This is a genomic window from Microbacterium sp. NRRL B-14842, from assembly GCF_050470785.1.
Window position 1 is genome coordinate 720,506 of record NZ_JBFLUM010000001.1, and the last position, 22,598, is coordinate 743,103.

At 71.4% G+C, this 22,598-nt stretch carries 19 protein-coding genes; 15 read left to right on the forward strand and 4 right to left on the reverse strand.

Annotated features, from left to right (window positions below; genetic code table 11):
- Positions 1 to 12 precede the first annotated feature (12 nt).
- Entirely contained in the window at positions 13 to 579 is a 567-nt protein-coding gene (locus AB1285_RS03680) for a hypothetical protein (RefSeq protein WP_370428437.1), read from the forward strand.
- 57 nt (positions 580 to 636) lie between these two features.
- On the opposite strand, the gene AB1285_RS03685 is transcribed toward AB1285_RS03680, so the two are convergent.
- Complete coding sequence (locus AB1285_RS03685) at positions 637 to 741, reverse strand: zinc-binding dehydrogenase (protein WP_280565730.1); 105 nt, start codon at positions 739 to 741, stop codon at positions 637 to 639.
- Positions 742 to 753: 12 nt separating this feature from the next.
- Here AB1285_RS03685 and AB1285_RS03690 point away from each other — a divergent pair, with 12 nt between their 5' ends.
- On the forward strand, positions 754 to 1,257 hold the full coding sequence (locus tag AB1285_RS03690; protein WP_363447090.1) for a hypothetical protein: 504 nt from the start codon (positions 754 to 756) through the stop codon (positions 1,255 to 1,257).
- Between the two features lie 79 nt (positions 1,258 to 1,336).
- On the opposite strand, the gene AB1285_RS03695 is transcribed toward AB1285_RS03690, so the two are convergent.
- Together AB1285_RS03695 and hrpA are read right to left on the reverse strand one after the other, a co-directional pair.
- Positions 1,337 to 2,281, reverse strand: coding sequence for a quinone oxidoreductase family protein (locus AB1285_RS03695; protein ID WP_370428438.1), 945 nt, complete (start codon positions 2,279 to 2,281; stop codon positions 1,337 to 1,339).
- A 23-nt stretch (positions 2,282 to 2,304) separates the two neighbouring features.
- Complete coding sequence (hrpA, locus tag AB1285_RS03700) at positions 2,305 to 6,351, reverse strand: ATP-dependent RNA helicase HrpA (protein WP_370428439.1); 4,047 nt, start codon at positions 6,349 to 6,351, stop codon at positions 2,305 to 2,307.
- Between the two features lie 66 nt (positions 6,352 to 6,417).
- Here hrpA and AB1285_RS03705 point away from each other — a divergent pair, with 66 nt between their 5' ends.
- The 7 genes from AB1285_RS03705 to AB1285_RS03735 all read left to right on the forward strand — a co-directional run bounded on the left by AB1285_RS03705 (position 6,418) and on the right by AB1285_RS03735 (position 14,288).
- Complete coding sequence (locus AB1285_RS03705; protein ID WP_370428440.1) at positions 6,418 to 7,662, forward strand: heparan-alpha-glucosaminide N-acetyltransferase domain-containing protein; 1,245 nt, start codon at positions 6,418 to 6,420, stop codon at positions 7,660 to 7,662.
- A 55-nt stretch (positions 7,663 to 7,717) separates the two neighbouring features.
- Positions 7,718 to 8,554 (forward strand): aldo/keto reductase, encoded by an 837-nt coding sequence (locus tag AB1285_RS03710; protein ID WP_259951484.1) that lies wholly within the window; start codon positions 7,718 to 7,720, stop codon positions 8,552 to 8,554.
- A 165-nt stretch (positions 8,555 to 8,719) separates the two neighbouring features.
- Positions 8,720 to 9,289 (forward strand): FMN reductase, encoded by a 570-nt coding sequence (gene msuE, locus AB1285_RS03715; RefSeq protein WP_187662006.1) that lies wholly within the window; start codon positions 8,720 to 8,722, stop codon positions 9,287 to 9,289.
- Between the two features lie 73 nt (positions 9,290 to 9,362).
- Positions 9,363 to 11,165: a thioredoxin domain-containing protein gene (locus AB1285_RS03720; RefSeq protein WP_370428441.1), complete on the forward strand. Its 1,803-nt coding sequence runs from the start codon at positions 9,363 to 9,365 to the stop codon at positions 11,163 to 11,165.
- 165 nt (positions 11,166 to 11,330) lie between these two features.
- Positions 11,331 to 12,419, forward strand: a complete 1,089-nt coding sequence (hisC, locus tag AB1285_RS03725) for a histidinol-phosphate transaminase (RefSeq protein ID WP_363447081.1) — start codon at positions 11,331 to 11,333, stop codon at positions 12,417 to 12,419.
- Positions 12,416 to 13,807, forward strand: coding sequence for an amino acid permease (locus AB1285_RS03730; protein ID WP_370428442.1), 1,392 nt, complete (start codon positions 12,416 to 12,418; stop codon positions 13,805 to 13,807). The genes hisC and AB1285_RS03730 overlap by 4 nt, the downstream gene beginning before the upstream one ends.
- Position 13,808: 1 nt before the next feature.
- A complete protein-coding gene (locus AB1285_RS03735) occupies positions 13,809 to 14,288 on the forward strand; it encodes an Lrp/AsnC family transcriptional regulator (protein WP_144882465.1) in 480 nt (159 codons plus the stop codon).
- Between the two features lie 22 nt (positions 14,289 to 14,310).
- Here AB1285_RS03735 and AB1285_RS03740 read toward each other — a convergent pair whose 3' ends face one another.
- Complete coding sequence (locus AB1285_RS03740) at positions 14,311 to 15,864, reverse strand: dolichyl-phosphate-mannose--protein mannosyltransferase (RefSeq protein ID WP_370428443.1); 1,554 nt, start codon at positions 15,862 to 15,864, stop codon at positions 14,311 to 14,313.
- 96 nt (positions 15,865 to 15,960) lie between these two features.
- Here AB1285_RS03740 and rsmI point away from each other — a divergent pair, with 96 nt between their 5' ends.
- From rsmI to AB1285_RS03770, 6 genes are all read left to right on the forward strand, one after another.
- Positions 15,961 to 16,782 carry a 16S rRNA (cytidine(1402)-2'-O)-methyltransferase gene (rsmI, locus tag AB1285_RS03745; protein ID WP_259951490.1) on the forward strand — a complete coding sequence of 274 codons (822 nt, stop codon included), beginning with the start codon at positions 15,961 to 15,963 and terminating at the stop codon, positions 16,780 to 16,782.
- Positions 16,783 to 17,024: 242 nt separating this feature from the next.
- On the forward strand, positions 17,025 to 17,579 hold the full coding sequence (locus AB1285_RS03750) for a class I SAM-dependent methyltransferase (RefSeq protein ID WP_280565613.1): 555 nt from the start codon (positions 17,025 to 17,027) through the stop codon (positions 17,577 to 17,579).
- Positions 17,580 to 17,770: 191 nt separating this feature from the next.
- Positions 17,771 to 18,865, forward strand: coding sequence for a LacI family DNA-binding transcriptional regulator (locus AB1285_RS03755; RefSeq protein ID WP_280565615.1), 1,095 nt, complete (start codon positions 17,771 to 17,773; stop codon positions 18,863 to 18,865).
- 158 nt (positions 18,866 to 19,023) lie between these two features.
- Positions 19,024 to 20,688, forward strand: coding sequence for an ABC transporter substrate-binding protein (locus tag AB1285_RS03760; RefSeq protein ID WP_370428444.1), 1,665 nt, complete (start codon positions 19,024 to 19,026; stop codon positions 20,686 to 20,688).
- On the forward strand, positions 20,685 to 21,665 hold the full coding sequence (locus AB1285_RS03765) for an ABC transporter permease (RefSeq protein ID WP_187661998.1): 981 nt from the start codon (positions 20,685 to 20,687) through the stop codon (positions 21,663 to 21,665). The genes AB1285_RS03760 and AB1285_RS03765 overlap by 4 nt, the downstream gene beginning before the upstream one ends.
- Positions 21,662 to 22,594, forward strand: a complete 933-nt coding sequence (locus AB1285_RS03770) for an ABC transporter permease (protein ID WP_280565617.1) — start codon at positions 21,662 to 21,664, stop codon at positions 22,592 to 22,594. The genes AB1285_RS03765 and AB1285_RS03770 overlap by 4 nt, the downstream gene beginning before the upstream one ends.
- Positions 22,595 to 22,598 lie beyond the last annotated feature (4 nt).

The window sequence follows — 22,598 nt, forward strand, 5'->3', positions numbered from 1 at the left end:
TACCGTCGCATCATGACAAGCCGTCTGCGGCGCCGAAGCCTCCCTGTCGTTGGCTTCGTCGCTGCGGCCGCCATGTTCGTCGGGTGCGCGCCGAGCATCGAGAACCTCGTGCGGGTGAGCCTCGCGGATTCCATCGAAGACGCGCAGGACAGCATGTGGGAGCACCGCGGCAAGATCGTCACGGACCCGGAAGTGACCATCGCCGAACTCTCCCTCGCCTCCGACCTCCGAGACGGAACCGACGAGCTCGACGGCAACCCGCTCAAGCTCCTCGACCTCGACAAGAGGGACGACAGCACCACCCTGACACTCCTCGCACTCGGTGACGCGCAAACGGGCGGTGGCTGGTGGTACGAGCAGCGCCAGGGGGCGGTGTGCTTCACCCTGACCTTTCCGCGAGGCGAAGAGATCGTGGAGACAGGCCCCGCGGACTGCCCGGACATCCCGGAACTGGACGGCATCGAGGACGTCGTCCCGCTCGAAGAACTCGATGTCAGAATCACCGCCACCAAGGCCGACTACCCTGACTCGGTGTGCCAGTGCTACAGCGGCAGTGAGTGCGACTGCCCCGGAGGCTAGGCGATCGGGTCGGAGCCCGTCGTGGCCGCAACCCCGCTCCGGTGCCACCCTGATCCCTCAGGGAACGAGGATGATCTTCCCCGAGGCGGCGCCGGTCTCCATGAGCTCATGGGCCCGCGCCGCCTCGGCGAGGGGCAGCTCCGGTGCTCCGAGCAGAAGCACTACGATCCGAATGTGACGTCTCAGAACCAGCTCGACGCCGGGGTGCCTGGTTCACCACGCCAGGTGGCCGCGGCCGAGACCGAACGGCATTGGCTCCTGTTGGCGGCGCAAGTCTTCCTCACCGGCTTGACCACGTATGTCGCGATAGCGATCTGGTCGACCACCGCGGCCGGGTACACAGAGGGCTTGCAGATCGTCGGATTCGCGGTCCTCTCCACTCCGCTTACGATCCTGGCGTTCCTGATCGGGCTGCCTCTGCGTATCGTGCCGAGGGCACGTCGGTGGTGGGTTCGATACGCGGGGTGGTTCTTCGCCTTGTTCGGAATCGCTGCGGGCGGCATGCTTCTGTCCTACGTCGTCGGCGATGCAGGACCGGTTCGCTATGCCCAGAGTGGATGGCCTGTGAGTGACGGCTATGCACCGGACGCGCGACTCTTCGCGCCATCCCTTGCTGTGCTGGCGTTCGCGACCATGCATCTTCGCCTCCCACCGCGCCGGAAGCCGAAAGCCGCCTGACCGATCAGTGTCTCCTGGCCGCGGCAGAACCCGCCGAACGCCGCGTGCGGGGTGACGCCCGACGCTGTCAGGGTTGGGGTCAGGGGACGAGGATGATCTTCCCCGAGGCGGCGCCGGTCTCCATGAGTTCATGGGCCCGTGCCGCCTCGGCGAGGGGCAGCTCCGGGCCGAGCTCGATGGTGAAGTCGCCCGCGGCCAGGAGGTCCACGGTCTTCTGCAGCGCCTCGGCGCGCCACTCCAGCTCCTGCGGCGTGAGCGGCTCGGGGGACCCGCCGGAGAACGCCCGGATGCCGAAGTCGGCGGCGTCGGGACCGCGGACGATGGTCGCGATGCGGTCGCGGTCCGCGACCAGGGCGAGGGAGGTCTCGATGGCCTCGTCGGTGCCCGCACAGTCCAGGACGACGGTCAAGGGGGAGGGGGCCGCCGCGCGGACGCGGTCGAGCAGGCCGTCGCCGTAGGCCACGGGGATCGCGCCGAGCTCGCGGAGCTGGTCGTGCCGGGCGGGGCTCGCGGTGGCGATCACCGTCGCGCCCCAGGCGACCGCGAACTGCACGGCGGCCTGGCCGACCGAGCCGGATCCTGCGTGCACGAGGAGCACGTCGTCGGCCGTCACGGCGAGCGAGCGGAGGGACTGGTAGGCGGTGCCGGCCGGGATGCCGATCGCCGCACCCTCGGCCGCGGTGACGGCGTCCGGGAGCTTCACGAGCTTGTCGACCTCGACCGCGATGGCGGAGGCGTAGGTCCCGAGCGTGTCGCGGATCGCGACGCGGTCGCCGACCTCGAACCCGTCGACGCCCTCGCCCAGCACCTCGATCACCCCGGCACCGTCGAATCCGACCGGACGCGGTTCGGTGATCGGCGCAGACGGGCGCTTGCCGCCACGGAGCTTCGCGTCGATGGGGTTGGCACCGGCCGCCTCGATGCGCACCAGCGCCTCGCCGCGGACGGGCACGGGGTCAGGCACCTCCATCAGGTGGAGGACAGCGGGGGATCCGAACTCGGTGTAGACGATCGCGCGGGCCATGCCCTCAGGCTACCCGGCGGGGGTCACTTCCCCGCGAGCGCCTTGGTGATCCGCTGCGGCGACACCGGCTGCGCGGTGCCGAGACGCTGAGCGAAGACGCTGACCCGGTACTCCTCCAGCAGCCAGCGCACCTCGACGATCGCGGGGGGAGCGTCGGGCGCGAGGGGGATCGTGCCGCCGGCGTCCGCGAACAGCACCGCCATCCGCTCGAACTCCGTCATCCGTGCGCGGTCCTTGCCCGGCTCGTTCGCCAAGGTCTTCAACCGGTCGATCATGCCGTCGAGGTACCGGGGGAAGTGGGCGAGCCGGTCGACACCCGCGGCCGCGACGAAGCCGGGGTGCAGCAGTCCGGAGAGCTGGGTGCGGATGTCGTTCAGCGGGCCGAGCAGCGCCAGCGAGTTCTGGGACTTGATGCCGCGCTCCACCTCCCGCGCCTTCGTGAGGATGCGGGCGACGAGGGAGACGCAGGCGAAGAGCTCGTCGACGAGCACGGCGGACACGGCGTCGCGGACCCGGGCGAACTCGGCCTCGGTGCGCACGACGCCACGGTCCTGGCCGTCGGCGCCGGTCGACGCGTCGATCACGCGACGGGCGACGGCGGCTCGGCAGTCCTCGATGAGCGCGGCCGCCGACGGATAGGGCGAGGCGGCGAGGGCGAGCTTCTCCTGGCTGGTGAGGTGCTGCTGCACGTACGAGGACGGCGAGGGCACCGCGAGCAGGACGAGACGGAGCACGCCGTCGCGCGTGGCGGCGGCCGCGGCGTCCGGAGTCGCCTCGACCCGCACCGACACGCTCTTGCCGGCATCGACGATCGCCGGATACCCGCGGACGACGCCGCCCGCGACCTTGGTGTCGATGACCGCCGGGAGGTCGCCGAACGTCCACGCCGTCAGCCCGGTCTGCTCGACCGGAGCCGCGGCCACGCGCTCCGCCCCGCGCGGCCCCGGTGCCTCCGCACGCCCGGGGCGGGCGATGGAGCGGGCGACGCTGCTGCGCGCGCGGTCGGAGAGCTCGGCCTGCAGCGCCCGGAGATCACGCCCTGACCCGACCACCCGTCCCCGCTCGTCCACGGCGCGGAAGTTCATGCGCAGGTGCGCCGGCACCCGCTCGTCATCGAAGTCCGCGGCCGTCACCACCTGGTTCGCGAGCGGCTGCACGAGCCGCGCGAGCGCTTCCTTGAGGGTGCGCGGGGGGAGGCCGCCGTGCACCTCCGGACCCTCGTCGGCCAGCGCCGCCCCGAACTTCTCCGCCCAGTCGGCGGCGGGGACGACGTGGCGGCGGATGGCCTTGGGCAGCGCGCGCAGGAGTCCGGTGACGAGCTCGGCGCGGAGCCCCGGCACCTGCCAGTCGAAGCCGCGATCCTCGATCTGGGCGAGCAGCGGTAGCGGCAGCACGACGCTCACGCCGTCATCGGGGGCACCCGGCTCGAACCGGTACGCGAGGCCGAGCACCTGGTCGCCCTGCGTCCACCGGGTCGGGAACTCGCGCTGGTCGGCGCGGTCCTCGTCGTCGATGAGGTCGCTCTCGCGCATCACGAGCAGCTTCGGCGTCGTCGTCAGCGCCTCGCGCCACCACCTCTCGAACGACCGCACGTCGAACACCTCGGCGGGGATGCGCTCGTCGTAGAACCGGAAGACGGCCTCGTCGCCGGCCAGGATGTCGCGGCGCCGCTCACGCTCCTCGAGCTTCTCCAGGCGGCGGCGGAGCTCGGCGTTGCTGCGCCAGAACGCGCTGACCCGTTTGTCGATCCGGGACGGGTCCCACTCGCCCTCGACGAGCGCATGACGGACGAAGAGCTCGCGCGAGGCGGCCCGGTCGATGCGGGCGAACTGCACGCGCCGGCGCGGGATGATCTCGACCCCGAACAGCGTGACCTTCTCGAACGCCACCGCGGCTCCGGCGTCCTTGGACCAGTGCGGCTCGGTGACCTGACGCTTCGCGAGGTCGCCGGCGAGGGGCTCGGCCCAGGCGGGGTCGATGGCGGCGACGGTGCGGGCGAAGGTGCGGGAGGTCTCCACGATCTCGGCCGCCATGACCGCCCGGGGGCTCTTCTTGCGCAGCCCCGAGCCCGGGAAGATCGAGAACCGGATACCCCGCGCGCCTCGGTACTCCGTGATCCGGCGGCGGGCGTCCTTCGCGGGAGAGTGGGCCTTCCCCGCGGGGGCGGTGCGCTCGTCGAGGACGCCGATCTGCGACAGCAGGCCGGACAGCAGCGCGCGGTGGATGGCATCCGGATCGGCCGCGCCACTCGGCTCCGCCCCGCGATCGGGGCTCTTGACGAGCGTCCGGAGCTGCCGATGCACGTCGAACCACTCGCGGACCCGCACGTAGTTGAGGTGCTCGCTGCGGCACAGGCGCCGGAACGCGCTGGAGCCGAGCTCCCGCTGCTGTTCGCGCAGGTGGTTCCAGAGGTTCAGGAGGGTGAGGAAGTCGCTCGTCGGGTCCACGAAGCGCGCGTGCAGCCGGTCGGCCTCCTCGCGCCGCTCCTCCGGTCGCTCCCGCACGTCCTGGATGGACAGCCCCGCGACGATCGCGAGCACGTCCCGCAGCACCGCCCCCTGGGTCCCTGAGCCTGTCGAAGGGCCTGACCCCCGCTGGGTCCCTGAGCTTGTCGAAGGGCCTGACCCCCGCTGGGTCCCTGAGCTTGTCGAAGGGCCTGACCCCCGCTGGGTCCCTGAGCCCGTCGAAGGGCCGGCCTCGATGAGCATCCGCGCGAACCGGGGGTCCATCGGCATCCGGGCGATGTCCCGCCCGATGCGGGTGAGCCGGGGACCGTCGTCCGGTCCCTGAGCCTGTCGAAGGGCGCCGAGCTCGGTGAGCAGGTCGAACGCCGCCTTCACGCCCCGGGAGTCGGGCGGGGTGAGGAAGGGGAACGCGGTGATGTCGCCGAAGCCGAGCGCGAGCATCTGCAGGATGACGGACGCGAGCGAGGTGCGCAGGATCTCGGGTTCGGTGAATTCGGGACGCCGCGCGTAGTCCTCCTCGGAGTACAGGCGGATGGCGATGCCGTCGCTCGTGCGGCCGGCGCGACCGGAGCGCTGGTTCGCCGAGGCCTGCGAGATGGCCTCGATGGGGAGCCGCTGCACCTTCGAGCGGTTGCTGTACCGGGAGATGCGGGCCGTGCCGGTGTCGATGACGTACTTGATGCCGGGCACCGTGAGGCTCGTCTCGGCCACGTTCGTCGCGAGCACCACGCGGCGACGGACGCCGGCCACGGTGCTGCGCTCGAACACCCGGTGCTGCTCCGCGGCGGAGAGCCGGCCGAACAGGGGGAGGACCTCGGTGGGAGAACGGTCCTTGGCGTAGGCGGCGCGCACCGCGTCAGCCGCGTCCCGGATCTCCGCTTCGCCCGGCAGGAACACGAGCACGTCGCCCGGGGCATCCCGGTCGAGCTCGCGGAGCGCCGTGACGATCGCGCTCACCTCGTCCTCCGGCTCGCCGGCGGCGTCCTGCTCCGCGTCCTCGTCGACGAGCGGGCGATAGCGGATCTCGACGGGATAGGTGCGCCCCGACACCTCGATGACCGGAGCGGGGGTGCCGTCGGCCGCGGCGAAGTGCCGCGCGAAGCTCGCCGGGTCGATCGTGGCGGAGGTGATGATCACCTTCAGGTCCGGGCGCTCCGGGAGGATGCGGGCGAGGTAGCCGAGCAGGAAGTCGACGTTGAGGGACCGCTCGTGCGCCTCGTCGATGATGATCGTGTCGTAGCGCGTCAGCAGGCGGTCTCGGTGGATCTCGTTGAGGAGGATCCCGTCGGTCATCAGGGCGATGCGCGTCTCGTCGGAGACCTTGTCGGTGAAGCGCACCTTGTAGCCGACGAGCGTGCCGAGCTCGACCCGCAGCTCCTCGGCCACGCGCTCCGCGATCGTGCGGGCGGCCAGCCGCCGGGGCTGGGTGTGGGCGATGCGCTCGCGGCCCAGTTCCAGCGCGATCTTCGGCAGCTGCGTGGTCTTCCCCGATCCGGTCGCGCCGGCGACGATGACGACCTGGTGGTCCCGGATGGCATCGGCGATCTCGTCCCTGGCGGCGCTGACGGGCAGCTCCGGGGGATAGGAGATCACAGGGGAGGACATAGCCCTCCATCGTATGCCGGGATGCACACCGGCGCCGCCGCGATCGCCGCATACGATCATCGGGTGATGACTGCTCTGCGCCCCGTGCGCTGGTTCCGCGAGTTCGGTCGGCCGCCGCGCATCCTCGGCCTCGACGTCGCGCGGGGGCTGGCGATCCTGGGAATGGCCGGCGCCCACGTCGGCACGACCGACGCTTTCGACTGGGGCGACCCCACCACGTGGACGGACCTCGTGCACGGTCGTTCCTCGATCCTCTTCGCGCTGCTCGCCGGCGTCTCCATCGCGCTCATGACGGGGCGCGACGTGCTGCCGGAGCGGGAGCGTCTCCCCGGCATCCGCCTGAATCTCGTCGGCCGCGGCGCCGTGATCTTCGTGATCGGCCTGACCCTGGAACTCCTCAACACCCCGATCGCCGTGATCCTGACGCTCTACGGGCTGCTCTACGTCGCGGTCATCCCCGTGCTGCGGTGGCGGCCCCGGCAGCTGCTCCTCGGCGCCGCCGTCCTCGCGCTCGCCGGTCCGGCGCTGCTCGCCCTGATCAGCGCGGTGGCGCTGCAGCCGTTCGGCGCGGGCATCGGGTTCGTGCTCTACGGCACCTATCCGATCACCGTGTGGCTGGCTCTCGTGCTGGGCGGTATGGCCCTGGGCCGGCTCCGCGTGCAGGAGGTGCGCACGGCCGTCGTCGCCCTCGTCGTCGGGGTGGTCCTCGCCGCGATCGGCTACGGCCTGGGCGCCCTCGGCGCGGGCGCGGGGCTGGGCGGGACGGAATCGATCGTCTCCTCGACGAGCGAGGACTCCGGCAGCGGGAGCCTGGACAGCCTTCCCAGCGAGAGCTTGGACAGCCTTCCCGCCGAGAGTCTGTCGTCGTTCATCCCGGACGACGTGATGCCGCCGTCCGGCTGGGAGAGCTACCCCGAGGCTCTCGCCGCGACCGATCCGCTCGGCTCGATGGTCCGCGCGGTCTTCGCCGTCGACCCGCACAGCGGCGGCACCGCCGAGATCCTGGGCTCCGGCGGGTTCGCCCTGGCGGTGATCGCGCTGTGCCTGCTCCTGAGCCGCCCGCTGCGCTGGCTGCTGCTGCCGCTCGGCGCTCTGGGCTCCATGCCTCTCACGGCATACAGCCTGCACGTCGTCTCCGTCGTTCTCGTCGCGGGCCCTGGCGGCTTCATCGCGGACAACTCGTTCTGGGGGCTCACGGCCGTCGCACTCCTGGTGGTGACGACGCTGTGGGCGATGTTCGTCGGACGCGGTCCCCTGGAGCGCCTCGTCGGTAAGGGGGCCGCCGCGATGGCCGCGGCCCCTCGGCGCTGACGCTTTTCGTCATCCGCACGGGCAGGCCTGTCATCACAGGTCCTAGGCTGGGGGGATGACCATTCCTGCACTCGAACTGAACGACGGCAACTCCATCCCCCAGCTGGGCTACGGCGTCTTCAAGGTGCCGCCGGCAGAGACCGAGAAGGCGGTGAGCGAGGCCCTCGAGATCGGGTACCGCCACATCGACACCGCCGCGATCTACGGCAACGAGGAGGGCGTGGGCGCTGCCATCGCGTCCTCCGGCATCCCGCGCGAGGAGCTCTTCGTCACCACGAAGCTGTGGAACGACCGTCATCACGACGACGAGCCCCGCGCCGCCATCGGCGAGAGCCTCGAGAAGCTCGGCCTGGAGCAGGTCGACCTGTACCTCGTGCACTGGCCCACTCCGGCGAAGGACGACTACGTCCACGCGTTCGCGAAGCTCATCGAACTGCGCGACGCGGGCCTGACCCGTAGCATCGGCGTCTCGAACTTCCTCGTCCCGCACCTGGAGCGCACGGTGAAAGAGACCGGCGTCGTCCCGGCCGTGAACCAGATCGAGCTGCACCCGGCGTATCAGCGCCGCGAGGAGGTCGCCTGGGCCGAGGCCAACGGCGTGCGCATCGAGGCGTGGGGTCCGCTCGGCCAGGGCAAGTACGACCTCTTCGGCACTCCGGCGGTCGCCGATGCGGCCGCCGCCCACGGCGTGACGCCCGCGCAGGCCGTCCTCCGCTGGCACCTGCAGAAGGGCATCATCGTGTTCCCGAAGTCGGTGCGCCCGGAGCGCCTGCGGGAGAACCTCGACGTGTTCGGCTTCGAGCTGACCGACGCCGAGATCGCCGCGATCGACGCCCTCGACCCGCTCGACGGCTCCGGCCGCGTCGGCTCGCACCCGGACGAGGTCAACTGATCCCGCCCTCATGCCGGCCGCGGGCTCGGCACTGACGCCGTCACCGAGCCCGCACTGACCGGAGCCCTGCTCCCGAGCCCGCGGCCGGCGGCTCGTCTCCGTTCCACATGACGCCCCGTGTCGCTTCGCGCGACACGGGGCGTCCGCGTGGGTACCGTCGAGCGCATGACAGCTCCGCTCCGCGTCGTCGCCGTCTCGGGCTCCCTGCACGAGCCGAGCAAGACCACCGCCCTCCTCCGAGCGATCACCGCCGCGGTCGCCGAGCGTGCCCCCGTCGAGGCGCAGCTGATCGAGCTCACGCAGATCGGGCCGTCGCTCGCGGGTGCTCTCACCCGTGACCAGCTCCCGCCGGAGGTGGAGGTGCACCTGCAGGCGATCGAGACCGCCGACCTCCTCATCGTGGGGAGCCCGGTGTACCGCGCGTCGTTCACCGGGCTGTTCAAGCACCTGTTCGACTTCGTGGACCAGTACGCGCTCGTCGGCACGCCGGTGCTCCTCGCCGCGACCGGCGGCGGCGAGCGGCACGCCCTCATGATCGAGCACCAGCTCCGGCCGCTCTTCGCCTTCTTCCAGGCGCTCACGCTGCCCCTCGGCGTCTACGCGAGCACCACGGACTTCGACGGCTACGAGGTGGCCACCGACGTGCTGCGCGCGCGCATCGCCTTGGCCGCCGAGCGAGCCCTCCCGCTCGTCGGCTACACCGCGACCCGCCCCGCGGAGCTGCTCGTCGGCTGACCCGGAGCTGCCGGTCCCCGCGAGCCGATCGACGGCCGACCCGCAGCCTGTCTCCCCGGCGTAGCGTGGGGACATGACGAACCGTCTCGCCGACACCCTCAGCCCGTACCTTCGGGCGCACGCCGACAACCCCGTCGACTGGTACCCGTGGGGGGAAGAGGCGTTCGCCGAGGCCCGCCGCCGAGACGTGCCGATGCTGATCTCGATCGGCTACTCCACCTGTCACTGGTGTCATGTGATGGCACGCGAGTCGTTCGCCGACCCCGAGACCGCCGCCCGCATCAACGAGGGATTCGTCGCGGTGAAGGTCGATCGCGAGGAGCATCCGCACGTCGACGGGGCCTACATGGCCGCCGCGTCCGCGTTCACGCAGAACCTCGGCTGGCCGCTCACGGTGTTCACCACCCCCGCCGGTCGCGCGTTCTATGCGGGGACGTACTGGCCGCCCGAGGCGCGACCGCCGATGCCGGCGTTCCGCGATGTGCTGGCCGCCGTCCGCGAGGCCTGGACGACGCGCCGCGCGCAGGCCGAGGAGTCCGCGGACGCGGTGAACGCAGCCCTCGCGGAGGCTGCGCAGGCCACGCCCTCGACCCTCCCGGACACCGCCGCGCTCGCCGAGGCCGCACGCGGTCTCGCCGCCAGGGAGGACAGCGAGTTCGGCGGCTTCGGCGGAGCTCCCAAGTTCCCGGTGGCCACGACCCTGCGGTTCCTGCAGCAGCCCCTCGTCCGCGAGGCCGCGCCGGAGGCCGCGGCAGCAGCCGAGCGCGCGCTCACGGCGATGGCGGGCTCTGCTCTGCGGGATGCCGACGGCGGGTTCTTCCGCTATGCGACCCGGCGCGACTGGACGGTGCCGCACTACGAGCGCATGCTGACCGACAACGCCCAGCTTCTCGAGGTCGCGCTCGACACCGGCGACGAGGAGACCGCCCGCGGAATCGCCCGCTTCCTGCTCGGCACGCTGCGGCGGGAGGGCGGCGGTTTCGGCGCCGCTCAGGACTCCGAGTCGTGGATCGACGGGGCCCGCAGCGAGGGCGGCTACTACCTCCGCCCGGTCCCGGAGCGCGCCACGCTGGAGCCGCCGGCGGTGGACGACAAGGTCATCACGGGATGGAACGGCCTCGCGGTCGCGGCACTCGCCAGGGCGGGTGCGACGCTCGGCGAGGACGCGTGGGTCGCCGCCGCCGCGGACGCCGCCGACGCCGTGCTCCGCACCAATCGCGGTGCCGACGGCGCTCTCGTGCGGGCGTCCTTGGACGGCCGGGCCTCCGCCGCGGTGGCCACTGCGGCCGACCTCGCCCTCCTCGCCGACGGCCTGTTCGCCCTGGCGGCGGCGACCGGCGACGTCGCTCCCGCGGTCACGGGGCGGGACCTCCTCGACGAGGTGCTGGACGGAGCCGGGGGAGACGACCCGCTGCTCCGCGCGCAGGGCATCGCCGCCTCGCCCGATCACACCGACGGAGACCTCCCCTCGGACACGGCGGCGGTCGCGCAGGCCGCGCTCACCGCCTGGCGGCTCGGAGCGGGCGACCGGTACCGCGCGGCGGCGGCCGAGCGGGTGGAGGCGCTCGCCTCCCGGGCGCTCGCCCAGCCCTTCGCGCACGGCAGCCTGCTCCGGGTCGCCGCCGGACTCGTCGCAGCCCCGCGGCAGCTCGTCGTGGTCACGGAGGACCCCGGGGGAGCGCTCGCCGCCGCGGCACGCGGAGCCGATGCCGATGTCATCGTCGTCGTCAGCCCGGCGCAGGCCACGGCGTTCGCCGCCGAGGGTTTCGAACTGTTCGACGGCAAGGAGGCGACAGCCGAGCGCGCCTACGACTGCCGCGCCTTCGTGTGCCGCCTGCCGGTGAGCGATCCGGCCGCGGTGTCGCACGCACGGTGAGCGCCCTTCCCCGGAGCAGGGGTGTGCAATCTGCCTAGCGTGCGGCACCCAGGTGGCGTTCGATTGCGCGCGATGCGCAGCTTCGAGTGCACGGTTTGCCCAGCGCCTGCCATCCGTTCTAGGGTGACGCGACCCCTCTCGGATCACAGCAAGGATGCTCTGACGATGACCCTCTCCGCCCGCGCCGGCCTCGACGCCGTGCCCGCCTACCGACAGGGGCGCTCCGCCCCGGCCGGTGCCTCCAAACTCTCCTCGAACGAGTCGCCGCACCCGCCGCTGCCCTCCGTCGTGCAGGCCGTGCAGGACCGGGTCGCCGGCATCCACCGCTACCCGGACATGAGCGCCTCCGCGGTCCGGGAGGCGCTCGCCGCCCGGTACGCCGTGGACCCGGCCCAGGTGACCGTCGGCGCCGGGTCGGTGGAGATCGCCGCCCAGCTCATCCACGCGGTCGCCGGCGAGGGCGACGAGGTCGTCTTCGCATGGCGGTCCTTCGAGGCGTACCCCTCGCTCGTCCGGATCGCGGGCGCCACGCCCGTCGCCGTGCCGCTGGACGCCGACCACGGACACGACCTCGACGCGATGCGCGCCGCGATCACCCCGCGCACGCGTCTCGTGTTCGTGTGCAACCCCAACAACCCGACCGGCACCGTCGTCGACGCCGAGGCGCTGGAGCGCTTCGTCGCCGCGGTGCCGCACGACGTCCTCGTCGTCATCGACGAGGCCTATGTGCACTTCGACCGCACGGACAGCCGCGGTGCCGGGATCGAGCTGTTCCGTCGGCACCCGCACGTCGCGGTGCTGCACACGTTCTCCAAGGCGTACGGCCTGGCCGGCCTCCGCATCGGCTACGCGATCGCCCCCACCGCGATCGCCGAGGCGCAGCGCAAGGTGGCCGTGCCGTTCGGGGTCACCGACCTCGCCCAGGCCGCGGCTCTCGCCTCCCTCGCTGCGGAGGACGAGCTCGCCGCCCGCATCGACGAGGTCGTGGCGCAGCGCGATCGGCTGCACACCGTGCTCACGGCGGCCGGCTGGCCCGCCGTCCGCTCGCAGGCCAACTTCGTCTGGGTTCCCGCGGGGGAGCGCACCGCCGACCTCGACGCCCTCCTGCACGCAGGGGGTGTCGTCGCCCGGGCCTTCCCCGGCGAGGGCATCCGCATCTCATCCGGCTCCGCCGCCGACATCGACCGGGTCGAAGCCGCCCTCGCCGCCGCGACCTCCGACCACGATTCCGACCTGATGGAGGTGGGCGCATGACCACGGAGGTCCCCGTCACCACGACGACCACGAAGGGCCTGCACCCGGGCCTCACCCGCCGCCAGATCTCGATGATGGGGCTCGGCGGCGCGATCGGCGCGGGGCTGTTCGTCGGCTCAGGGCAGGCGATCAGCATCGCCGGACCCGCCGTGCTGATCTCCTACCTCGTCGCGGGCGGCATCGTCGTGCTCGTGATGGCGATGCTCGCCGAGATGGTCGCGGCCCGCCCGAGCTCCGGCGCCTTCAGCTCCTACGCCCAGAAGGCCATGGGGCGCAGCGCCGGAAGCGCGGTGGGCTGGCTGTACTGGATCCAGCTGGTCGTCGTGATCGCCGCCGAGGCGACCGGCGCGGCCGGGATCGTGGCGAACTGGGTGCCCGGGATCCCCGCGTGGGTCTGGGTGCTGGTCTTCGTCGTCGCACTCACCGCGGTGAACCTCTTCGGTGTGCGCAACTACGGCCGTTTCGAGTTCTGGTTCGCGGCGATCAAGGTCGCCGCGATCATCGCCTTCCTCATCGTCGGTGTGTGCGCGATCGTCGGACTCATCCCCGGTGTGCCGGCGACGGGGATCTCGAACCTCGTGGACGAGGGCGGCTTCGCCCCGCACGGGATCACCGGCATCGCGGCGGCGCTCCTCATCGTCGTCTTCGCGTTCGGCGGCACCGAGGTCGTGGCGATCGCCGCAGCCGAGTCCGACGACCCCGCGCGGAACATCCGCCGGATCGTGCGCGAGGTGCTCGTGCGCATCCTCATCTTCTACGTCGGCTCGATCTTCGTCATCGTCGCGGTGCTCCCGTGGGACGACCCCGCCGTGCAGGCCGGTCCGTTCTCGGCCGTGCTGGACACGCTGAACACCCCGGGCGTCGGTCTCGTGATGGACCTCATCGTGGTGATCGCGCTGCTCTCGGCCATGAACGCCAACATCTACGGCGCCTCCCGGATGGCGTACTCGCTGGGGGAGCGGGGACTGGCGCCGCTGTCCGTCACCCGGACGAGCCTCAAGGGTGTCCCGTTCGTCGCGGTGCTCGCCTCGGTGGCCTTCGGGTTCGTCACCGTCGGACTGAACTGGGCGTTCCCGGACGTCGTGCTCCCGGCGCTGCTGAACGTCGTGGGGTCGACCCTGCTGGTGATCTGGACGGCGACGGCGATCTCGCAGATCGTGCTGCGACGGCGGGCCGACCGTGCCGCTGAGGCGATGCCCATGCGGCTCTGGGGCTTCCCCTGGGTGTCGTGGCTGTGCCTGGTGCTGCTGGCCGCCGTGATCGCGCTCGCGATGATCGACCCGGCCGCGCGCATCCAGCTGCTGCTCACGCTCGGGCTCACCGCGGTGCTGCTCGTCGTCGCCCGCCTGACGCGGGGTGTCTCCCGCCCCGGCATCGTCAGGGAGTGACGTGCGGATCGATCGCCTCGACGCCGCGCTGATCCGGCTGCTGACGGAGTCGCCGCAGCTGCCTCTCCTCGAGTGCGCGCGCCGGCTGGGCATCGCGCGAGGGACGGCCACCAGCCGCCTCGCGCGGCTGCACGAGGGCGGGGTGATCGAGGCGATCGTGCCGCGCATCGACCCCGCCGGCTTCGGCTACGGCGTCGTGGCGTTCTGCCTCGTCGAGATCGATCAGAAGGTCGGGCACGACGATGTGGCGACGGCCCTCGCAGACGCGGTGCCGGAGATCGTCGACATGCACACCGTGACCGGCGCGAGCGACATGCAGCTCCGGCTCGTCGCGCGCGACGCGACCCGGCTCCAGGAGGTGCTGGACCGGGTCGCCCTGGTGCCGGGCGTCGCGCGGACGGCGTCCTCGATCGCCATGCGCACCCACCTCTCCGGTCGCGTGCTCCCGCTCGTGGAGCACGTGGCCGACGAGATCCCCTGACCGGGGGTCACGGCGCGGCGGGTCAGACCCAGCCGGGCAGCCAGTTGTGCAGGCGCCAGAAGTCGTACGGCACGCTCATCCCCGTCCACAGCGGCAGGAAGAACGCCGAGACGAGGACGACGACGCCGAGGAAGATCAGGACGGTCCGCTCTCCGGACTGGCGGCGCACGAGCGGATCCTCGCGGCGCCCCGCGATGATCCGCAGCGTGACGGTGAGCGCGAGCACGAGGAACGGCATCATCACGACCGTGTAGAACTGGAAGATCGTCCGCTCAGGGAACATCAGCCAGGGGAGGTAGGTGACGGCGAGCCCCACGAGCGGAAGACTCAGGGCCGGGCCGACCGGCTGTCGGGTGATCCAGCCGCGGATGAGGCGGTAGAGCAGGTACACGCCGGCCGCGACGCCGCCGTACCAGATGAGCGGGTTGGGGACCGCCGAGATCACGCCGATGCAGTGGTCGACGCCGCAGCCGGTGGGGTCGCTGTCCACCCACACCGCCGTCGGGCGGAGCAGGAAGGGCCACTCCCACGCCGGGCTCGCGTACGGGTGTCCTCGGGTGAGGCCCACGTGGAAGCCGAGCATCGCCTCGTGGTAGTTCCACAGCGCGACGAGCGGGTTCGGATCGCTGCCGCGGTCGTAGCCGTTCGCCGTCACCAGCCATCCGGTCCAGCTCGCGAGGTACACCGCGAGCGCGGGGACGACGAGGAGCACGAACGACACCGGCCCCTGCCGGAAGACCGCGGATGCCGGCCATACGACGACCCCGCCGCGGCGGCGGGCGAGGGCGTCGGTGATCACGACGTAGAGGCCGAAGCCCGCGAGCACGTACAGTCCCGACCACTTCACCGCCGAGGCGGCGCCGAGCGCGAGACCCGCGGCGACGAGCCAGGGACGGCGCCACAGGACCGGTCCCCACAGCGGATCCTCGTCGTCGGGATTCCGGCGTTCGAGCAGCGGGATCGAGTGCTGGCGGTCGATGAGCACGAACAGCACGCCCAGCAGCACGAAGAAGGTGAGGATGCCGTCGAGCAGCGCGATCCGGCTCATCACGATGCTGAGGCCGTCGATCGCGAGGAGCGTGCCGGCCACGGTCGCGGCCACGACCGAACCGGTCAGACGTCGGGCGATGAGGTAGACCAGCAGCACCGATCCCGCACCGAGCAGGGCGGTCGCCAGACGCCAGCCGGCGCTGTTGTCCGGGCCGCCGATGGCCATGCCGAGCGCGATGAGCCACTTCCCGAGCGGCGGGTGCACGATGAACGCACCCTTGTTCGTCAGGGGGAGCTCCTGCAGGGTGATGAACGCGTCGTTCGCGTTCTCTCCCCACACCCCCTCGTAGCCGAGGCTCCACAGGGACCAGGCGTCCTTGACGTAGTAGGTCTCGTCGAAGGCGAGCTGATGGGGATGGCCGACGTTCGCCAGGCGAAGCACCGCGGCGAGGGCGGTGATCAGCAGCGGGGCCAGCCAGCCCATCGCCCGGCCCCAGTCCGGGGCGTGCAGCACGCGGTCGCGGAGCCGCTCGTAGCGCGTGAGCCGCTCCTCGGGGGCGGGCAGCAGGGGCTCGGGCGCGGTCACCGGTCCAGCCTAGACACACTCCGCCCTGTGCTCCCGGTATGCCGGCCCCGGTCCGCTCCGACGCCCCCGACTCAGACCCGCGCCTAAGCTGGGCGGGTGATCATCCTCGCCGCGACTCCGATCGGAAACCTGGGCGATGCGTCGCGGCGACTCGTGGAGGTGCTGGAGAACGCCGAGATCGTCGTCGCGGAGGACACCCGCACGACACAGCGACTCCTGCAGGCCCTGAAGATCGACAACCGGCCCCGGCTGATCGCGCTGCACGACCACAACGAGAAGCAGAAGGCCGCGGAGCTGGCCGCGCTCGCCGCGGAGACCGACCTCGTGGTGCTGAGCGACGCGGGGATGCCGACCGTGAGCGATCCGGGATACGGTCTCGTCGCCGAGGCCGTGGCGCAGGGGGTCACGGTGACCGCCATCCCGGGACCCAGCGCGGTGCTCATGGCCCTGGCGATCTCGGGGCTTCCCACGGACCGCTTCACCTTCGAGGGGTTCCTGCCGCGGAAGCCGGGGGAGCGCCGGGCGACCCTCTCCGCCCTCGCCGCCGAGCCCCGCACGATGGTGTTCTTCGAGTCGCCCTCGCGCCTCGCGACGACCCTGACCGACATGGGGGCCGCCTTCGGTGCAGACCGCCGGATCGCCGTGTGCCGGGAGCTGACGAAGCTGTACGAGGAGGTCCGTCGCGGCACCGCGTCCGAGCTCGCCGCCTGGGCCGCCGACGGCGTGAAGGGCGAGATCGTCGTGGTCGTCGAGGGTGCGCCGCGGCGGGAGGCCTCGCCGGAGGACGCCCTCGCCCAGGTGCAGGCCCTGGTCGCGGACGGGACCCGGTTGAAAGACGCGGCCTCCGAGGTCGCGGCCCTGACGGGTTTGTCCTCCAGGGACCTGTATCAGGCCGCCCTCGCGGCGCGGTCACGGTGACTCCGGTCGCAGATCCGCACCCCGGTCGCAGGGATTCCGGGGAGGCGTGCGACGCGGACCCGGATCTGCGACCTCCCGCAGGTCAGGATTCCGTCGCGAATTCGCGCCGGAATCGCAAGGATGCCGAGGGCGGGTGTGACGCGGGTCCGGATCTGCGACCTCCCGCGGGACAGGAGTCGGTCGCGCGAGCCTACGACGAGAGGGCCGCGGAGTACCTCGAGGTCGCGGGGGACCTGGGGCTGATGGATCCGCGCGACCGCGAGCTCATCCGCCGCTGGCGCGATGAGACTCCGGGGATGCTGCTCGACGCGGGATGCGGTCCCGGTCACTGGACGGCCTTTCTCCACGGGGATGACGGCGCAGAGTTCGAAACCGGGCGCGACGTCGAGGGGATCGACCTCTCCACGGCCTTCATCCACGGGGCGAGGGTTCGGTATCCGCACCTCACGTTCCATCACGGGTCGTTCCGGACGCTGCCGCAGGCATCGGGCACGGTCGGCGGCATCCTCGCGTGGTACTCGGTGATCCACACGCCTCCGGCCGAGCTCACGGAGGTGTTCGCCGAGTTCGCTCGGGTTCTCGCCCCCGGCGGGAGCCTGCTCCTCGGATACTTCGTCGGCGAACCCCGGGCGGCCTTCGCTCATGCGGTCGCACCCGCGTTCTTCTGGACCGCCGAGGCCCTGTCCCCGCTGCTCGCCGCGGCCGGCCTCGAGCTGCAGTGGTCCGAGGCCCGCGAGCGAGAGCCCGGCGAGATCAGCTCCCGCCCCCACGGAGCCCTCCGCGCCCGCCGCGCGTGATCCTGCACCGTCCAGGAACCCCGTCGCAGATCTGCACCGTGTCGCAGGTTCTGGCACCATCCGTGCGACACCGACGCGAATCTGCGCCCGCGCGCGGGAGGGGACGGGGGCACCGGGGGAGACTGTCCTACGCTGACAGAACCAGAACCAGAACCGGAACCGGAACCACCACCGCGGGGAGAGGAGCACGCGTGAGCAAGGCCGCGACGGTGTACGACGTCGCTGAGCGCGCCGGAGTGTCGATCGCGACCGTCTCGCGTGTGCTGCGCTCGCCGGAGGCCGTCCGTCCGGTGACCCGGGAGCGGGTGCTCGACGCGGTCGCCGCGCTGGGCTACGTCCCCAGCGGCAGTGCGCGGGGTCTGGCCGAGCGTCGGACGGGGGTGCTGGGGCTGTACTTCCCCCAGTTCGACGCCGCCGAGGACGCCCCGCCGCTCGACGTGCTGTCCGCCGCTGCTCGCCCGCCGTTCACGGTCGTGTCGGACGATCAGGACCCGCCGCACTCCTCGATGCTGTTCCTCGACGAAGTCCTGCGGGGGGCCGAGCTGGAGGCGTGGAAGCAGGGGTTCGTGCTCATGGTGGGCGTCGGACGTGACGACCCCGACCGCTCGACCGTCCGCGACATGGCCGGCCGGGTGGACGGACTCATGGTGCTCGCCCGCAGCGTGCCGGACGAGGTGCTGGCGCGGCTGGGGCGGCGTATCCCGGTGGTCGTGCTGTCCGGGCCGCCGCGGGGCGATGCCTACGACCATGTCACGGTGAGCAACGCCGAGGCGATGGGGGAGCTGACCCGCCATGTGCTGTCGCAGGTCGGGGAGGGGGAGATCGCGTTCCTCGCCGGGCCGGCCGACTCGCCGGACGCGGAGCAACGGTGGGAGGGCGTGTCGACCGCGCTCGCCGCAGCGGGGCGTGATCCGGCAGCGGTGCGCGTGCTGCGGGGCGACTTCACACGGGCCTCCGGGCGCCGGGCCGGGCAGGAGCTCACGCGCGACGGCGTGCCCGCCGCGCTCATCGCCGCCAACGACCAGATGGCCCTCGGGGCGATGGACGTGTTCCGTGCTGCGGGCGTGCAGGTGCCGGACGACGTGCTCGTGACGGGGTTCGACGGCATCGAGGCGGCGACCCTGGTGTCGCCGCCGCTGACCACGATCCGGCAGCCGATGATCGAGCTCGGACGCGCGGCCGTGCAGGTGCTCGCGCGACGGCTGGAGCAGCCGGACGCCCCGCCGCTCACCACGCGTCTGCCCCTCCAGATCCTCCTCCGCGAGAGCTCCACGCGCCCGGCCTGAGTCGCCGCGACCGCGCCGCCCCGGAGGACCCCCTGGCTCATCATGGGGTTGCCGATTCAAAATGTATGCGCTTACAATCTGGTGTACGGCTTCGGCCGGCAGGACTCCCCACCCCCCCCGGGGCGCCCTTCATGACAGAGACGACATGAGGTCATCCAGTGGCAGAGACGCACACCTTCCGACGCTGGCGCCGCGCCGCCGTCGTGGGGCTCGCGGCCGCAGCGGTCGCGCTCAGCGGCTGCAGCATCCAGATCAGCTCGCAGCCCGACCCGTCGATCGGCGACGACACGATGCTCATCAACGCCGACAAGGGAAACCCGTTCTTCACGCAGAACTTCAACCCCTACCTCACCAACACCAGGACCGCCTCGCGGTGGATCTACGAGCCGCTCATCCTGGTGAACCCGCTCGACGGCGAGCTCACCCCGTGGCTCGCGTCCGAGTGGACCCAGCCCGACGCCCGCACGATCGTGATCACGATCCGCGACGGCGTCGAGTGGAGCGACGGCGAGGCGCTCACCCCGGAGGACGTGGCGTTCACGTTCCAGCTTATCAAGGACGAGCCCTCGCTCGACATCAAGGGCGCGTGGCAGCACATCGACCGCATCGAGATCGACGGCGACGACATCGTGTTCCACCTGCAGAGCGACGACGCGCCGTCGCTGTCGATCCTCGGGCAGACCATGATCGTCCCCGAGCACCTGTGGGCGGATGTGAAGGACCCGGCCACCTGGCGCAACGAGGAGCCGGTCGGGACCGGGCCGTTCGTGCTCGGCAACTACAACGACCAGCAGTACTCGATGGACCGCAACCCGGACTACTGGCAGGCGGACAAGATCGAGATCGAGCACATCATCCTGCCCGCCACGAACACGCAGCTCGACACCGTGACCCGCGGCTACGACTGGGCCTACTCCTTCATCTCCGACGTCGAGGGCACCTGGGGAGCGGCGAGTCCCGACAACACCTGGTGGTTCCCGCCGGGCGGCGTCATCTCGCTCGTGCCGAATCTCGAGGTCGCGCCCTTCGACGACGTGAACGTCCGCCGCGGCATCGCGCTCGCGCTCGACCGGGAGGAGATCGCGGAGACCGCCTCCGAGGGGTACATGCAGCCCGCAGGGCAGACCGGGCTCATCCTGCCCAACCAGGAGCAGTACCTCGACCCGGAGATCCCCGATCAAGGCATGCTCGCGCAGGACCGCGACGCCGCGCTCGCGGCGTTCGCCGAGTCCGGGTACACCCTCCAGGGCGACCAGCTCGTCGGCCCGGACGGCGAGCAGCTCGCGTTCTCGTTGACCACCGCCAACGGTTTCTCCGACTGGACGCGCGCCGCTCAGACCGTGCAGCGGCAGCTGGCAGACATCGGCGTCAAGGTGTCGCTCAAGCTCCCGCAGCCCTCGGGCTACCAGAGCGCGATCGGCACCGGCGACTTCGAGATGGCGATCGGCGGCATGGGTAACGGCGACGTGTACCAGGCCTACAACAGCCTGCTCTCCAGCGACTTCTACGTGCCGACCGGCGAGGTGACCACCAACAACTTCGAGCGCTACCGCTCGCCGGAGGCCGACGCCCTCCTGGAGGAGTTCCGCGCGACGATCGATCCCGACCGCCAGACCGAGATCGTGCACGAGCTGCAGAGCATCGTGTACGAGGAGGTCCCCGTGATCGGCATGTACTACGGCGGGATCTGGGGCCTGTTCAACGACGCGAAGTTCACCGGCTGGCCCTCCGCGGACGACCCGTACATGATCCCGCAGAACTACGACTCGGCGCCCCTGGGGATCTTCACCCACCTGAAGCGCACAGACGGGGGAGACCAGTGAAGTACGTCCTCCAGAAGATCGGCCTGTTCGTGCTCACCCTGTGGGCCGCGATCACCCTGAACTTCTTCCTGCCCCGCCTGATGCCCGGCTCTCCCGCCGACGCCGCGATCGCGAAGCTCTCCCAGAACGGTCCGGTCTCCGACGCCACGCGCGCCGCGATCGAGGCCCAGCTCGGGGTGCCGACCGGTTCGATGTGGGACCAGTACGTGGCCTACCTCGGCCAGGTCGTCCGGCTCGACTTCGGCGTCTCGTACACGTTCTACCCGCAGACCGTGTCGAGCATGGTCTCCACCGCGCTGCCCTACACGCTCGGCCTCGTCGGCATCGTCACGATCCTCGCGTTCGTGATCGGCACGCTGATCGGCGTGATGGCCGCCTGGCGGCGCGGCACGTGGCTGGACTCGCTGCCGACGCTGACCGGGTCGTTCCTCAGCACGTTCCCGTACTTCTGGACGGCGCTGCTGCTGCTGTTCTTCCTCGGCTACGTGCTGCATTGGTTCCCGACCACCGGCGCCTACTCGGCGACGACCACCCCGGGGTTCACCTGGGACTTCATCGTCGACCTCGTCCGGCACGCGTTCCTGCCCGCGCTGACGATCCTGCTCACCTCCCTCGGCGGCTGGATCATCGGCATGCGCAACGCGATGATCAACACGCTCGGCGAGGATTACATCACCTTCGGCGAGGCGAACGGCCTCCGCGGCCGCACGATCGCCCTCCGCTACGCGGCCCGCAACGCGATCCTGCCGAACCTCACCGGCTTCGGGCTCACGCTCGGCGGCGTGGTGGGCGGCTCGATCCTCGTCGAGCAGGTGTTCGGATACCCGGGCATCGGCTACCTGCTGTTCAACGCCGTGATCGGGCAGGACTACCCGCTCATGCAGGCGCTCTTCCTGATGATCACCGTGAGCGTGCTCATCGCCAACTTCCTCGTGGACATCCTCTACGGGGTTCTCGACCCGAGGACTCGACGATGACGACCCCGAACCCCACCCCCAGCACCGTGACCGTCAAGGTCCCGACCGACCGCATCGCGGCGCCCAGCCCCTGGCGCGCCTTCGGCCGCATGGTCGGCACCCTGTGGTCCAACGGCAAGGCCCGCATCGGCCTCTGCCTCCTCGCGTTCTTCGTGCTCGTCGCCGTGTTCGCCCCGCTCCTGGCCCCTTACGGGCCGAAGGAGAACGGGTTCCCGCGGAACGCCGACGCCTCGTGGGAGCACTGGCTCGGCACGACCGCCGCAGGGGAGGACGTGCTCAGCCAGCTCATCTACGGAGCGCAGGTCAGCCTCCTCGTGGGCTTCGCGGCGGGGCTCCTCTCCACGATCGTGGCCGTGCTCATCGGACTGAGCTGGGGCTACATGCGCGGCTTCGCGGGCGAGGTCGTCGGGTTCATCGTGAACCTCTTCCTCGTGATCCCCGGCCTTCCGCTGATGATCGTGATCGCCGCCTACCTGCAGAACGGCGGCATCCTGATGATCATCGCCGTGATCGTCGTGACCGGATGGGCGTGGGGTGCGCGCGTGCTGCGCAGCCAGACCCAGTCCCTCCGCGGCAACGACTTCGTCACCTCGGCGCAGTTCTCCGGCGACAGCAGGGCTCGCATCGTCTTCCGGGAGATCCTGCCGAACATGACCTCGATCATCGCCGGGACGCTCTTCGGGGCGGCGACGGCGGCGATCCTCGCAGAGGCGGGGCTGGAGTTCCTCGGGCTGGGCGACTCCAGCATCGTCAGCTGGGGCACGATGCTCTACTGGGCGCAGAACTCGAACTCCCTGCTCACCGGCCAGTGGCTGCTGCTGTTCGCGCCCGGTCTATGCATCGCGCTGCTCGCCCTCAGCCTCACACTCATCAACTTCGGCGTGGACGGCATCTCCAATCCGCGCCTCCGCGAAGGGAAGGGCCGATGAGCGC